This is a genomic window from Paenibacillus piri (assembly GCF_004354045.1).
Classification (GTDB): domain Bacteria; phylum Bacillota; class Bacilli; order Paenibacillales; family NBRC-103111; genus Paenibacillus_S; species Paenibacillus_S piri.
The window spans coordinates 282,961-295,822 of record NZ_SMRT01000001.1 but is presented as its reverse complement, the minus strand read 5'-3'; the positions used below and the strand labels follow the sequence as shown (position 1 = coordinate 295,822).

The window sequence follows — 12,862 nt, the reverse complement described above, 5'->3', positions numbered from 1 at the left end:
AATGAACAAGAAACGTTTCAAGCGCCGTACCGCGACCGCTGCAGCTATTGCCGCAGCCCTGCTCGTCCTGTCGGCATGTGGAGCATCGTCTAAAAACGGCAAAGCCGGAACAGGAGCTGCGACCGACGCCAAGAAGAATGGGACGATCTCCGTATCGTTGTACGATCGCGGAATTACGCCGCCGGACGCCGGAACTCCGGAGAAAAACAGCTGGACCGAGTGGGTGAACAAAAACGGACCGGTCAACGTCAATTTCGTCACGATCCCGCGCTTCGAGTCGGTGTCCAAATTTAATGCGCTGTTTGCTTCAGGCGATGTTCCCAACTATATTCAGGAATTCGACGTTTCTTTCCGAAACCAACTGATCGCCCAAAAGCAGGTCGTTCCTCTGGACGACTTGATCGACAAATACAGCACGACCTACAAAGCGCTCATTCAAAAGTATCCGCAAATCAAATCGTTCGGGGTAAAAGCGGACGGCAAGCTGTACGAATTTGGCCGGATGGGCGGCGTCCGGGTCAACGAAGGTTTGTTGATTCGGGCCGATTGGCTGAAGAAACTAAACCTTCAGGTGCCCAAAACGACCGAAGAGCTGTACCAGGTCGCGAAAGCGTTCGCCGAGAACGATCCGGACGGAAACGGCAAGAAAGATTCGCGCGGAATGTCGTTAAGCCCGACCGCGCCTCAGCCGGGCAACGACAAAATTGTGAACCAGATGTTCCAAAATGTAACGTGGGTTGTCGAAAACGGCGCGCTGATCCGGGATTGGGACCGCTTGAAGGCGGCGACTCAATTTAAAAAAGATTTATACGAAGGCGGTGTGGTCGATAAAGATTTCCTGGCCGACAAAAACGGGGAGAAAAGCCGTCAAGATTGGATTAACGGAAAATTAGGCATCTGGGGCCTCAACAACGCTGCGGAAAAATATGGTTTGGACGCGTTTACCGAGCTGATGAAAAACAACCCTGACGCCGAAGTGATGGCGATCCCGCTGCCCAAGAGCCCGTTCGGGCAATTCAGTCCGGTGCCGGCTCCGCCGATCACCTACAACGGCATGATCACCGCAAACGCCAAGGACCCGGAATCCATAATTAAATATGTGGATTTCATGTCCGAGGATGCCACCATGAAAGCATTGAAGTACGGCGAAGAAAACGTGCACTATAAAATGTCGCCGAATGGCTGTCCGCAGACGATCAATGAAGACAAGTGGAAGAAGGAAGTTTCCTGGACAACCGATTTTCAGATGCTTTCCCACTTCTATCTGGAAGGTAAATGCGGCTTATTTTCAAGCCAATTGGATACGGGCAATCCTGTCAATAAAAGCTTTAAAGCGATCGTCGATCAGGCCAATGCCGCTTATTTGACAACGGAAAGACCGTTTCCCGAATTTATGCACCCGTCCTACTACCCTTCCTATCCGAAGGATTTGCAAATTATAGCAACGAATCTGGAAAAGCAAATTAACGATATGATGGTGAAAGCGATTGTAAGCGGCAATTCCTATACCGTCGACCAAGCGATTAAGGATGCGAAAAACGTCTGGGAAAAAACGGGCGGCACGAAGCTGGAAGAATGGTTCGGTCAATGGTACAAAGAGAACAAAGACAAATTGATGACGAAAAAAGAAATTTACGACTTGGTCCAGAAATAATGAATCGGGGGGCGACAAGCCCCCTTGGATGTAAAGTCAGGTGGGGTGAAGCGGTGTGACCAACACGAGTACAATGAACGCAATACGCAAAAATGCTTTTTTACTGCTGTTATTTTCACCTATTGCGATCTATTTTATCGTATTTAAATACGTTCCTATGCTCGGACTTGTCATTGCATTTAAAGACTATAATTTCATGGATGGAATTTCCGGCAGTCCTTGGGTAGGGTTGGACAACTTTCGAGCTCTGTTCGCCAATCCGCAGATGGTTATCATTATTAAAAATACGTTTGTGCTCAGCATTTTGAATATTGTAATCGGGTTTCCGTTTCCGATATTGCTCGCAATCCTGTTGAATGAGGTTAGGTCGCTCTGGTTTAAAAAATCGATCCAAACGATCGTTTATTTGCCTCATTTCCTGTCGTGGGTCATTATCGGCGGTATGGTGGTTACGATTTTTTCTCAGGATTCGGGCATCGTCAACGATTTTATTAAAAAATTTGGCGGGGAGCCATACCCTTTCTTGTACAAGGAAGGCTCCTGGATCGCTTTGTTCGTAGGCTCGAACATATGGAAGGAAATGGGATTTAGCGCCATTATTTATTTGGCTGCCTTGTCGTCCATCGATCCGCAGCTATACGAAGCCGCCAGTCTGGACGGAGCCGGAAAGCTGAGAAAAATGTGGCATGTCACGCTGCCCGCGATTGTTCCAACGATGGTCATTATGTTAATTTTGGGACTTGGCAAGGCGATGGAGGTCGGTTTCGATCAGGCCTTCGTGCTGCAAAATCCTGTCGTATCCGGCGTCGCCGAAGTCATTAGCACCTTTATATACCGCATGGGCCTGCAGGGCATGCAATTCAGCATGACGACCGCTCTCGGCTTATTCGATTCGGCAATCGGTCTTGTCCTCGTGCTCTCGGCAAACTACATCTCCAGAAAATTCGGCCAAGGCTTGTGGTAAAGGAGGCATCGCGATGAAAGATACAACGGGAGACAAAGTGTTCAATCTGTGCAGCTACATCATACTGCTGGCATTAGGGTTAAGCTGCCTGCTGCCCCTGGTCAATACTTTGGCGTTATCGCTTAGCGATACGAGCGGGATTATGTCGGGGAAGGTGACGTTCTGGCCTGTCGGCTTCAACTGGAAAGCTTATGATTCGCTGATCAACGGCACTTCCATCATCAGATCCTTTGGCAACAGCGTACTCATCACCGTCGTCGGCGTGCTGCTCAGCATGACGGCTACTATCATGGCAGCCTACCCGCTGTCCAAAAACCATTTCGTATTTCGTCGGGCCATCACGCTGGCCGTCGTCTTTACGATGATCTTCACCGGCGGGATGATTCCGACATACCTGGTCGTCAAATCGCTCGGATTGCTGAATACGTACGGCGCTCTCTGGTTTCCGGCATTGGTGAGCGTCTATAATATGCTGATCTTGAAAACGTTCTTCGAAAATATTCCCGTAGAATTGGAGGAATCGGCCAAAATAGACGGCGCCAGCGAAGGAAGACTGCTTGTTACGATTGTGATTCCGCTTGCCAAGCCCGTATTGGCCGCCCTCACCCTGTTTTACGGCGTTACGTTCTGGAATGCGTTTATGAGCGTTACGCTCTACATTTCGGACAGTACGAAAACAAATTTGATGGTCATGGTTCAGCAAATGGTGCAAAATCAACAGCTGATGACGCAGCTGGGTAATTTGCAGCCGGAGGATATGACGTCGATGACGCCGGAATCGATCAAATCCGCTGCGGTCATTATCCTGGTCGCCCCGCTGCTTGCGGTATATCCGTTTGTCCAAAAATATTTTGTCAAAGGCGTTATGATCGGAGCCATCAAAGGTTAACAGGAGAGATGAACATGAAAACTGCCGAGTTTGAAAAGCTGCAGCTATCGAATACCGTATTGGCTAACGATTATGTGCTGGAACATACGAAATATGACTATTTGTTTTTTAAAATTCCGGCGGAAGACTACGGGATGACCGAGACGGTTGCTTTGACGATGGATGTCGTCAGCGAAACCGCCGTCATCGCTTTGAACGAATATTTAAATCATCGAACGATGCGAATCAGCGGCCGGGATGTTGTCGTCCGATTCGATATCGCGGAATGCGAGTCCGGCGAAAACACGCTTGCCTTCAAAGGGCAAATCCATGTAAAACGCATTGATTTTATAACCGGAGGAAACGGCGGTGAAGCAAGTGAAACGGCGGAAGTCCCGCATCTGCCGCCTTCGGCCGATCCGGTCCATGCCGCAGCCCGGTTTTTGCTGAACGCGCAAATTCAAGGTCCCGGCAAATCGCCATTCCACGGCTCCTGCTATGCCATCTACGATTATACGAACGGTTGTCATCGGATGCCCTGCTGGCTGTGGAGCGATGCGCCTATCGTATCCGCAATGCTGAAGCTGGTTCAAGAAAACGTATACCCGGACATGAACGCATCGTTCGAACGGCTGGCGTTGGATATCGGGAAGGCGTTTCTCCGCAATCAAATAACCGATCCTTCCGATGAAGTATACGGCGCCTTCGTCTCGCGGCATCGTTATTACGGGAAAACGGCGAGGTCGTTCGACCGGCTGTTGGGGCCGAACGACACCTCGTTTACGGTGAAGTGGGCGATGCTGCCGTTGTACGAGCATACCAGGGACGAAACCTATTTGCACGCTTCGAAGATTGCGCTGGACTGGGTGGAACATATCATTGATACGCAGCCTTTCGTCCCGTCCCATTACTATTTCGAAGAAAAAGCGTGGGAAAATAAAGCGTTCGTGGATACCGGCTTTAATGTCGAAGGCTTTGCAGCGTACGATAGCCTGACGGGCGGCAGCTCCTACGACGCGGTCATTCGCTTCTGTATGGACCGGTTTATCGGTCAGTTCAGACTCGATAACGGCTACTACGGTCAAAACTACACGCCCGGCTCCGGCGTCGACGACAGGCTGTTCACGAGAGGCCATGCCTGGGTGCTCGAAGGGCTGGCGGCCTGCTGCAGCGCCAATGGGGACGATAAATATGTTGCGGAAGCGTTGGCTCTGTCCGAGAAGATGATCGAGAATCAAAATGCCGACGGCTCCTGGAATTACCTTCTGGGCTATTACGCTCCTGACCCGGCAGTCAAGGCAGGCTCGGGCATTTGCGAAAAAACGATTCCGATCTTCGCCTATCTGTTTCTGGAGCTGTACGCCATGACGGGCCGGAAGCAGCTGCTGGACTCCGCCGACCGCGCGCTTGCCTGGTGCGAAGCGAGCATGTCCGATGAAGCAGGGTCAGGTTACGGCGGTATTGCTGGCGCAAGCCTTGCTTCCGGAATTACCGGGCTGCCCTTCCTGAAAGTCGCTACCGGCTACGCGAACGCGTTCTATCTGCTTGCCAAACTAAAGCGCCGGGGAATTCGTTGAATGACGCTTTCTACGGAAAAAGACTCTGTCGCGAAATGAAGCGAGCAGAGTCTTTGCCTTTACACCGTCATGACTGCGCCTCTACGTAAACAACGGTGCAGTTCGGACCAATCCGGTTTATCCGATTACGACTTTATCGGGTTAAGACCCCACCTCTAAGGTGGGCCTTGAATCAGGTGGGGTAGAGCCCCCATCTGATTCCCCGATGTTCAGCAAAGCTGAACGAGTTTATTGCTTGCCTTCCACAAATACTTGGAACGTAACGCCGAACTTGTCTATTACGACACCGTAACCCGGGCTGAAAAACGTTTCCTGCATCGGCATAGTCACTTGACCGCCCTGCTGCAAGGCGTCAAATATTTGCTTCGCTCTTTCTTTATCGTCCGTCGTAATGCAAATGGTCACCTGGCTACCGCTTTGGTGCGATTGGCCCGGAAACGTGTCGGAGAACATGAGATCCGATTCGCCAATCTTCACCATGGCGTGCGATACGAGATTTTTAGCCTCTGCCGGTAACGGAAATTCCGGGTTTTCCGGCATTTCCCCGAAAGTTTGGTTAAAGAGGATTTTGGCATCCAGCGTTTTTTCGTAAAACTCAATCGCTTCTTTCGCATTTCCATTCATCATCAAATACGGAGTCAATCGCAATGTCATTGTAAATCCTCTCCTTTAAGGTTTGTCCGTTATCGGCATAGCTGCGTTTCCATTATGGCTAATAATTTGATTCGGGCGGTGAACCCGGATCGTTGTCAACGCAATCTACCCAACAACCAGTATTACCCATAATCCGATTATAAACCACGGAACGCATGTTCGCAATTTTTTTTTTTTCTTATTAAGAAAAGCTTCTGACCGAAGCCCTTCCGACGAAGATACATTCGTGTTTTAGATGTAGCTTTTCTTGCAATATCAGAATTGTTCAGCTCCGCTGAAAACTTATAAATTCTGATATTAAAAGAAATGCCTTCGGTGTCCTTTGTGCAGGATTTACGTTTGGGCGGATGGATGCGGGGTTGGCTTCGCCATCCTTCGCGGACGTACGTTTATCAAGTTCAAGATTGGCCAAGCAAAGTATAGAATCTTATACTTTCAACGCACGAAAAACCCGAGGCGCCGCCTCGGGTTTTTCGTCTTGGCATGCAATCAGGCATTGCCCGCCTTCGATATGACCGGTTCCGCCTTCTCTTCGAACTGCAGCCGGTACAAGCGCGCGTACAAGCCGTCCTTGTTCAACAGCTGATGATGCTTGCCCTGCTCGACGATCGCGCCTTGATCCATTACGACGATCAAATCGGCGTTCTGAATTGTCGACAGCCTGTGCGCGATGACCATCGTCGTGCGGTTTTTCATGAGCCGCTCCAAAGCTTCCTGCACCAAATATTCCGTCTCGCTGTCGAGCGCCGACGTCGCTTCGTCGAGCAGCAATATCGGCGCGTTTTTCAGCACCGCGCGCGCAATCGCAATCCGCTGCTTCTGGCCGCCGGACAGCTTCACGCCCCGCTCCCCGGTTTCCGTATCGTAGCCGTGCGGCAGAGCGAGAATGAATTCATGCGCATTCGCATCCTTCGCCGCCTGGACAATTTCCGATTCGGAGGCATCCAGCCGGCCGAAGGCGATATTATCCCGGATCGTGCCGGCGAATAAGTACGTCTCCTGCGGCACATAGGCCATACTGCTGCGCAGCTCCGCATTCGACAGCAGCTCGATCGGCTGCTGGTCGAGGCAGATCGTTCCCGAATCCGGTCTGTAAAACCGCTGTGCCAGGCTGAAAAGCGTGCTTTTCCCGGCGCCGCTCGGACCAACCAGCGCAACGGCCTTCCCTACAGGCACGGTGAGGCTGAAGTTGTCCAGGACGGTCTTACTGCTGTCATACCCGAACGTGACGTGGTGAAAATGGATGGAGGACGGCGCCATGACCCGGGAAGCGGATGCCGGAACCGACAGCAGACTGTGCGGTTCCGCCGGCTCGTTCATCACCTTCTGCAACCGTTCGATCGCGGCAATCGAGCGCTGGAAGCCGCCCCATAAGCCGGCCATCCCGGCTAACGGCGAGATCAGATACTGCATAAGGCTGACGAAAGCAAGCAGCGAGCCGACGGTCAAACTATTTTGCGTGACAAAGTAAGCGCCCAGACCCATGCTGAGCAAATACGCCACCGTACCGGCCGCGCCCGCCCCGACGCTGAACCAGCCCCGCAGCCTGGCCACTTTCAGCTCCATCGCCAGCAGCTTCTGGTTCCGATCCTCGTACTGCCGGTAAACCGGCTGCTCCAGCGTAAACGAGCGGATGACCAGCTGTCCCGCAAAAGCGTCGCCCAGAAAGCTGTTCACTTTGCCGAGATGGTCGTGAATGAGCCGGCTGTTTCTCCGCAGCAGCTTGCCCAGCACAGCGCCCGACAGCAGCGACAGCGGCACCAGAAGCATGCAGAGAAGCGACAGCTGCCAATTGATATGGACCAAATAAATAAACGCTGCGGCTGCCATCAACGGCAGACGCAGCATGCCGAGCAGACTGCTGCCGATCGCGCCCTCGATGCCGTTAACGTCATTCGTCAGATGGGAAACGAGCTCCCCGGAATGGTTGTTGCCGTAATAACGGGTCGGCAGGCGCAGCATGTGCGCGAACAGGTCGTTCTTCAGGTCACGCTTCACTTTTTCGATGGCGGTCGACGACAAATACGTGTTCGCGTACACCATCAGGCTGCTTACAATCGTGCTGCAAATCCCGACGATAATCAGAAACCGGACCCGCCCAAGGTCGCCTTTCACTGCGGCATCCGTAATATTTTGCAGAAACCAGGTAAAAAACAAGGCGGCGCCTATACCGCCGAACAAAAGCAGGACCAAGCCCGCATACGATTTCCAATAACGCGCCGCATACGGCAGCATAAACGCGAGCGGCTTGCGGAGTTCGCTAATCTCCAAATATTGCTTCAGGTTCCGCTGCATTTCGGTTAACAGATGCATAAGGTTACCTCTTCAATTTGAACTTGAGCGGCTCAAGGCCAGCATTAAGCGGCGGCATTTTCTGGCGATCCGCAAACCGTAGTGGATACAGAGAGACAGCGGCCGGACGTTGACCAGCAGCTTCGCGTACAGCTTCATCAGCGCGTGGTCGGTGCGGATCTGATGCCTCGCGCCCTGAATCGAAACCATCCGCCCGATAATCCGGTCCGCCGCGATGGGCGGGTCGATCAGTTTATTCGAGTCGCCTTTGCAAATATACCGGACTTCCCCGCCGACATCGGTCTTCGCCATAAACCGGTGACCGACCAGTTCTCCCGCATGCGAGACAAACAGCACAATATCTCCGGGCTGCAGCTCGTCCGGCACCAGCGGTTCGAACCGGCAGATCGACCTCGACCGGATCAAAGGGATCATGCTGACGCCGTTGGACGGAATTTGCAGATAGCCCCGGTTTAGCATGAGCTGCCTCAGGGCTTCTGCATTAATTTGCATGCTCGACCAATCCCAGTTTAAGCAGCTCCTCCAAAAAAGACTCGATGTCCTGCTCCGTCTCCTGCGCGGCGACGTCGTACTGTCTTCCCATTTCCTCCGCAAGCGCCTGCACCGACCGTTCCTCTTTGAGCAGCTCCCAGCAAAGACCGCCGACCTCATTAAGCTTGGTCACCGTATATTGGTCGGCATGCAAAATCATCCATTCATTTTCAACCTCGACCGCCTCGACGTTCATGCTCCGTCTGTATTGCTGGCTCATGAGATCTCCTCCCAAAACGAATTGTTTTTTTGAAAATGAAGATCGTACACGGGCACGCGCTCGACGAGACCCATGCACAGTTTGAACACCTTCTTCGTTTCCTCCGGGTCGTGCGCCCAAAAAAACACGCGCTGCATCAGCTGAAGCACCGATTCCGTCTTGCCTAGCGGACTTCGCTTATTGCTCAGCGCCTGGTGCAAAATTTGAATCGCCGCCAGCGGATACGGGCCGGCCAAGGCCGTCATTTCCGAATCGCTACGAAACGGCGAGTTGAATATGGTTGCGCCATCGGAGCCAAGCTTCACGATCGTCGCCTCATCCGACAGCACCGGCCGCGGCCTCGATAATATCGCCACCGTCGACTTGCCCGCACCGGAATGGCCGGCGAACAAGTACGCCTTGTCCCGTTCCATCAAGCAGGACGAATGCATCAGCAGGCCCCAGCCCCTGCGGGTAATAAAGGCGGAGTACAGGTTCACCATCGCATGCTTCAGCGCAAAATCGTCATAAACCTTAACGATCGCATGCTTGTAATCCGGGTCCGCTTCGAGCCGATAGTCGGCCCGCGTGTAGATGACGGATTCTCCGGTAGAGACGACATCGACATCATAACCGGCAAAAGGAACCCCGTATCCGTCCTCGATCCGGACCGTCAAGTCCGGCTCCGCCGCATCGTCTTCCTCCAACCGCAATACGCCGTATTTAAGCCACACGAACTCCTTGGCCATTGCTGAAGCGGTGCGAATGCCCAGCACATGCTCGGCAATTTGAATTTTCAGTTCCCACATCGGCCATCCCTCTTTTTTACGATTAATAGGCTTTTCTGATCGATTTCATCTGGTGCTTCCAGGTATCAAATATAAAATGCCGGAAAAACAGCTTGTATAAATAATACTGCTTCGTCTTGGCGCCCATTCTGGCGCTCCGTACCATCTCGTAGTCCCAATGCGTCTCTAGCGTGTCGAAAGGAAGCGGCTTTATTGCCTGCAAATGGGGAAACTGCCTGTAGACGATGGACAGCACAGCCTGAATCCGTCTGGACGTTTTATCGACCGTGGTCTGCTCCACCAGCTGCTTGTAATCGATCGAACCGCCCTTTGCGTGCAAAATTTGCACAATGTCGATTAAATACCGGACCGAATCCATCTGATGGCGCGCCCCGTGCAAACAAATAAAATAAAACGTGTGGAGCGGCGACAGCTGCTTCACATACCGGAAGTCGCCCAGCGGAACGGCCGAGCTCCAGAATGGCTCCGTGTGAAGGTTCGACCACTCGCGCTTATCCAGGGTCCAATGCAGCTCGGCCATCAAACCGTCCTTGTGCAGTCGGGCGTGGTGATCCTTCGTGATCTCGTAATCGTAGCCGTGAGACTCGAGACAGGCGATCGCCTCGTCGAGCCGGTCCGCCCGCACGAACAGATCGATGTCGCTTGTTACTCTGGCGGCGAAATGGCCGAAGTATGCTTCCGCAAAGCGAATTCCCTTGAGCGGGATCGCCTCCAGCCCATGGCGCTCGAACAGTGCCAGCATCTCCTGCTCCTTGTGCTTCATGAACAAGTTATGATAGGTGGCCCGGGCATGTCTGGCTTTCAGGCGACTCCCGAAAAACTCGGGCACCTGCTCTATCCGGCCGCTTGCTTTAAGCAAATGATACATTTGCGAGCCTATCGAAAAGAGCTCGATATCCCGCAAAATCGCCTCATAATCCCAGCCCGCCGCCGGAAACGGCTGCTCCGGATTATACAGGCATTGGAGCAATGGAATCACCATAAGCTTCCTCCAGTTATTATCAGAATCATGCAAGGAAAAACGGCTCCGCCGTCCTTAAGGACAAGCGCGTTTGTCAAGGTTGTGCGCAGCTTAGAAAACGGCTGCCCGCAGACCGGCCGACTGCGCCAGGCCTGATAATGTTACAATTCGTATCCGATCTATGTTTCACTTTAGTATACAATATGTATCATGTCAATCCTTTTTTTACACAAGGAAATACGGCTTCGTCCTTGAGAACGAACGCGTTTATCAAGGTTGTGCGAATCCAAGTATTAGAAACTTATACTTTTTATTCTACTGAAAAAGGAGAAGGGGCCGCAGCTCCTTCTCCCTCCATATGCCTGTCCCGCTCGTTTCGGTCAGTTTCCTCTCGGAAACCAGCCGCTTCCTCCGGGCAACACGCAAATCGGAATGTTGCCGTTATCGATCGTCGCAGGCTCATTCGGCGCTTTGCAGGATAAAAGCGTTTCAAACACAATGCTTTCATGACCTTTGACCACAGGCTTCAAATACTGTTTCTTCTCCACGTTAAAACCCTCTTCCTTATTGAATTGATGATACATAACGTATCAACAATTTGATTATATATACACGAGGGACAAAAGTCCACATGTTTTCAAAAAAAAATATAATCTCCGCCAAAAAGCTCGAAATTCGCGGTTTCCGGCGCAAGCCGACAATCGGTGCAGAATCAGCCCCCTTTAAGATCATTTGGCCTTTGATGGTTGGTCATGGAATTGTCGGGTTTCGTTTTCCATATCCATCACATAATCGATACTGACGGAAAAAAATTGCGTAAGCTTAATCAATGTGTCGTATGTAGGCTGTCTGCGATCGTTTTCATAATGTGACAGGGCTGCGCGGGTAATGCCAAGAATTCGGGCCAGCTCGCTTTGCGTCAAATTTCTGTCTTCCCTTAACCTGGAAATACGCTTTCCTAATTTCATAACCGTATGTATTACCTCCTTTCCTCAAAATATGCGCAAGCCTCACCTGCTTTTGGGACTACCGGCTTTTGCCTTCTGACTTTATCAGCTTGCCATCCAGTATATATTCTGCTCAAGTTAGATACGATTTGTATCACAAATAATCTAACTCGAGCCTGCTGTCCGCATTAGAGCTGCATATCCAATTGATTTGCCGGACGAACACCGGGATCATAAGCGGTATAGCTGTTCAAGGCCGCGGCCATGAGTCCGCGAGACTCACTCAGCTGCCGATTCACCGCAAACAGCAGCCATATCCGGTCGGGCCCGCCGATATCATACCGAACCCGGTAGCGGCAGCCTTGCAATTCCACGGAATCCAACCGGATTACCTGACTGCCGGAAAAGCGGATCGTGTTTGGGCCGGCCGTCAATTCAAACGATAGTGTCAAGCCCCGGTTAACCGGGAGTATCCATGGGCAGGAAAAGACCATTTCGGTCGGGCTGAGACTCATCACCTGCACGATTCCGTACCGGGATTGTACAGGCTTGCCGCACAGGCCGGTAATCGACATCCGGCAATCCAACAGCGAGAGCAGCCACTGCGTTACGGCTTGTCTGTCGCAGATTCGCATTTGCTTCACATCACATCTTCCCATATGCCGTTTTTTTATGTAAAATAAGTAGTAGCATGATACATTGTGTTAAAAATCACAAAATTGCATTCATTATAACAAAAATATGATACATAACGTATCGTGTCAAGTGGAGAATGCGTAATTTAACAAAATAATGCCGGAAACGATGGCCATTGGCAAACAGGTACTCGGCAAAACGACAACAACGATGGAATGATTGGGGGAATAAACATTATGAAATACGGGGAACGGATAGCGTCACTTCGAGAAAAGCAGTTTCTGACGCAAGAGGAATTGTCCAAGAAACTCGGCATAACGCGCGCTTCTTTGTCCCATTACGAGAACAACAGAAGAGAGCCCGATTATGATACCATTGTCAAAATTGCCAATTTATTTAACGTGTCTATCGATTACCTGGTCGGCCGAACGAACGATCCCCAAGGCGTGCTGGATGAGGAGGTTCGCGATTTTGTCGACAGTCTCGAGCTATCGGACGGCAGCATCCTTGATAAATTCGCTTTGACGATCGACGGTAAAAAATTGACGCCCGAGGAAGCCAAACGTTTCATCGCCTTTGTACGTGCCGAACGCATGATCAACAACGAATAGCCGCATATTTGTGCGAAAGCGTATCGCATAGGTTCAATGATGCCAACAGTCTGCCCCTTCAACGGATAGGGGTTTTTTTATTATCCCTTCCTTCCCTCCTCTTTTATGGGCTTTCGCACCTTCCGCTTGCCGCATGAT

General features: G+C 51.5%; 14 protein-coding genes. 5 read left to right on the top strand and 9 right to left on the bottom strand.

Annotated elements, in window-relative coordinates:
• The first annotated feature begins 1 nt into the window (after window position 1).
• The 4 genes from E1757_RS01245 (at window position 2) to E1757_RS01230 (ending at window position 5,063) form a co-directional block, all read left to right on the top strand.
• Entirely contained in the window at window positions 2-1,654 is a 1,653-nt protein-coding gene (locus tag E1757_RS01245; protein WP_133225007.1) for an extracellular solute-binding protein, read from the top strand.
• A gap of 73 nt (window positions 1,655-1,727) precedes the next feature.
• The gene (locus E1757_RS01240; RefSeq protein WP_133225653.1) at window positions 1,728-2,618 is read left to right on the top strand and encodes an ABC transporter permease; all 891 of its coding nucleotides are present in this window, start codon (window positions 1,728-1,730) and stop codon (window positions 2,616-2,618) included.
• A gap of 13 nt (window positions 2,619-2,631) precedes the next feature.
• Entirely contained in the window at window positions 2,632-3,507 is an 876-nt protein-coding gene (locus E1757_RS01235) for a carbohydrate ABC transporter permease (RefSeq protein ID WP_133225006.1), read from the top strand.
• Window positions 3,508-3,521: 14 nt separating this feature from the next.
• The gene (locus tag E1757_RS01230; RefSeq protein WP_133225005.1) at window positions 3,522-5,063 is read left to right on the top strand and encodes a glycoside hydrolase family protein; all 1,542 of its coding nucleotides are present in this window, start codon (window positions 3,522-3,524) and stop codon (window positions 5,061-5,063) included.
• A gap of 228 nt (window positions 5,064-5,291) precedes the next feature.
• Here the strand turns inward: E1757_RS01230 and E1757_RS01225 are convergent, their stop codons facing one another.
• The 9 genes from E1757_RS01225 to E1757_RS01190 form a co-directional block, all read right to left on the bottom strand.
• The gene (locus E1757_RS01225; RefSeq protein WP_133225004.1) at window positions 5,292-5,717 is read right to left on the bottom strand and encodes a VOC family protein; all 426 of its coding nucleotides are present in this window, start codon (window positions 5,715-5,717) and stop codon (window positions 5,292-5,294) included.
• 489 nt (window positions 5,718-6,206) lie between these two features.
• Window positions 6,207-8,030, bottom strand: a complete 1,824-nt coding sequence (locus E1757_RS01220) for an ABC transporter ATP-binding protein (protein WP_133225003.1) — start codon at window positions 8,028-8,030, stop codon at window positions 6,207-6,209.
• Between the two features lie 12 nt (window positions 8,031-8,042).
• Window positions 8,043-8,522 (bottom strand): S24/S26 family peptidase, encoded by a 480-nt coding sequence (locus tag E1757_RS01215; protein ID WP_133225002.1) that lies wholly within the window; start codon window positions 8,520-8,522, stop codon window positions 8,043-8,045.
• Entirely contained in the window at window positions 8,512-8,781 is a 270-nt protein-coding gene (locus E1757_RS01210) for a PqqD family protein (RefSeq protein ID WP_133225001.1), read from the bottom strand. Before E1757_RS01210 ends, E1757_RS01215 begins: the two co-directional genes overlap by 11 nt.
• Window positions 8,778-9,569, bottom strand: coding sequence for a hypothetical protein (locus E1757_RS01205; RefSeq protein ID WP_133225000.1), 792 nt, complete (start codon window positions 9,567-9,569; stop codon window positions 8,778-8,780). Before E1757_RS01205 ends, E1757_RS01210 begins: the two co-directional genes overlap by 4 nt.
• Window positions 9,570-9,591: 22 nt before the next feature.
• Window positions 9,592-10,551, bottom strand: a complete 960-nt coding sequence (locus E1757_RS01200; RefSeq protein ID WP_133224999.1) for a nucleotidyltransferase family protein — start codon at window positions 10,549-10,551, stop codon at window positions 9,592-9,594.
• A gap of 359 nt (window positions 10,552-10,910) precedes the next feature.
• Window positions 10,911-11,078, bottom strand: a complete 168-nt coding sequence (locus E1757_RS35635; protein ID WP_165971909.1) for a hypothetical protein — start codon at window positions 11,076-11,078, stop codon at window positions 10,911-10,913.
• Between the two features lie 180 nt (window positions 11,079-11,258).
• Window positions 11,259-11,498, bottom strand: coding sequence for a helix-turn-helix domain-containing protein (locus E1757_RS01195; protein WP_133224998.1), 240 nt, complete (start codon window positions 11,496-11,498; stop codon window positions 11,259-11,261).
• A 167-nt stretch (window positions 11,499-11,665) separates the two neighbouring features.
• Window positions 11,666-12,121 carry a hypothetical protein gene (locus tag E1757_RS01190; RefSeq protein ID WP_133224997.1) on the bottom strand — a complete coding sequence of 152 codons (456 nt, stop codon included), beginning with the start codon at window positions 12,119-12,121 and terminating at the stop codon, window positions 11,666-11,668.
• 228 nt (window positions 12,122-12,349) lie between these two features.
• Between E1757_RS01190 and E1757_RS01185 the strand changes: the two genes are divergently transcribed.
• A complete protein-coding gene (locus E1757_RS01185; RefSeq protein WP_133224996.1) occupies window positions 12,350-12,724 on the top strand; it encodes a helix-turn-helix domain-containing protein in 375 nt (124 codons plus the stop codon).
• Window positions 12,725-12,862: the final 138 nt, after the last annotated feature.

What these genes read in the sequence shown, in the direction of transcription:
- E1757_RS01245 (WP_133225007.1), top strand. Translation starts at nt 2, where the DNA reads ATGAACAAGAAACGTTTCAAGCGCCGTACCGCGACCGCTGCAGCTATT.
- E1757_RS01240 (WP_133225653.1), top strand. Translation starts at nt 1,728, where the DNA reads ATGAACGCAATACGCAAAAATGCTTTTTTACTGCTGTTATTTTCACCT.
- E1757_RS01235 (WP_133225006.1), top strand. Translation starts at nt 2,632, where the DNA reads ATGAAAGATACAACGGGAGACAAAGTGTTCAATCTGTGCAGCTACATC.
- E1757_RS01230 (WP_133225005.1), top strand. Translation starts at nt 3,522, where the DNA reads ATGAAAACTGCCGAGTTTGAAAAGCTGCAGCTATCGAATACCGTATTG.
- E1757_RS01225 (WP_133225004.1), bottom strand. Translation starts at nt 5,717, where the DNA reads ATGACATTGCGATTGACTCCGTATTTGATGATGAATGGAAATGCGAAA.
- E1757_RS01220 (WP_133225003.1), bottom strand. Translation starts at nt 8,030, where the DNA reads ATGCATCTGTTAACCGAAATGCAGCGGAACCTGAAGCAATATTTGGAG.
- E1757_RS01215 (WP_133225002.1), bottom strand. Translation starts at nt 8,522, where the DNA reads ATGCAAATTAATGCAGAAGCCCTGAGGCAGCTCATGCTAAACCGGGGC.
- E1757_RS01210 (WP_133225001.1), bottom strand. Translation starts at nt 8,781, where the DNA reads ATGAGCCAGCAATACAGACGGAGCATGAACGTCGAGGCGGTCGAGGTT.
- E1757_RS01205 (WP_133225000.1), bottom strand. Translation starts at nt 9,569, where the DNA reads ATGTGGGAACTGAAAATTCAAATTGCCGAGCATGTGCTGGGCATTCGC.
- E1757_RS01200 (WP_133224999.1), bottom strand. Translation starts at nt 10,551, where the DNA reads ATGGTGATTCCATTGCTCCAATGCCTGTATAATCCGGAGCAGCCGTTT.
- E1757_RS01195 (WP_133224998.1), bottom strand. Translation starts at nt 11,498, where the DNA reads ATGAAATTAGGAAAGCGTATTTCCAGGTTAAGGGAAGACAGAAATTTG.
- E1757_RS01185 (WP_133224996.1), top strand. Translation starts at nt 12,350, where the DNA reads ATGAAATACGGGGAACGGATAGCGTCACTTCGAGAAAAGCAGTTTCTG.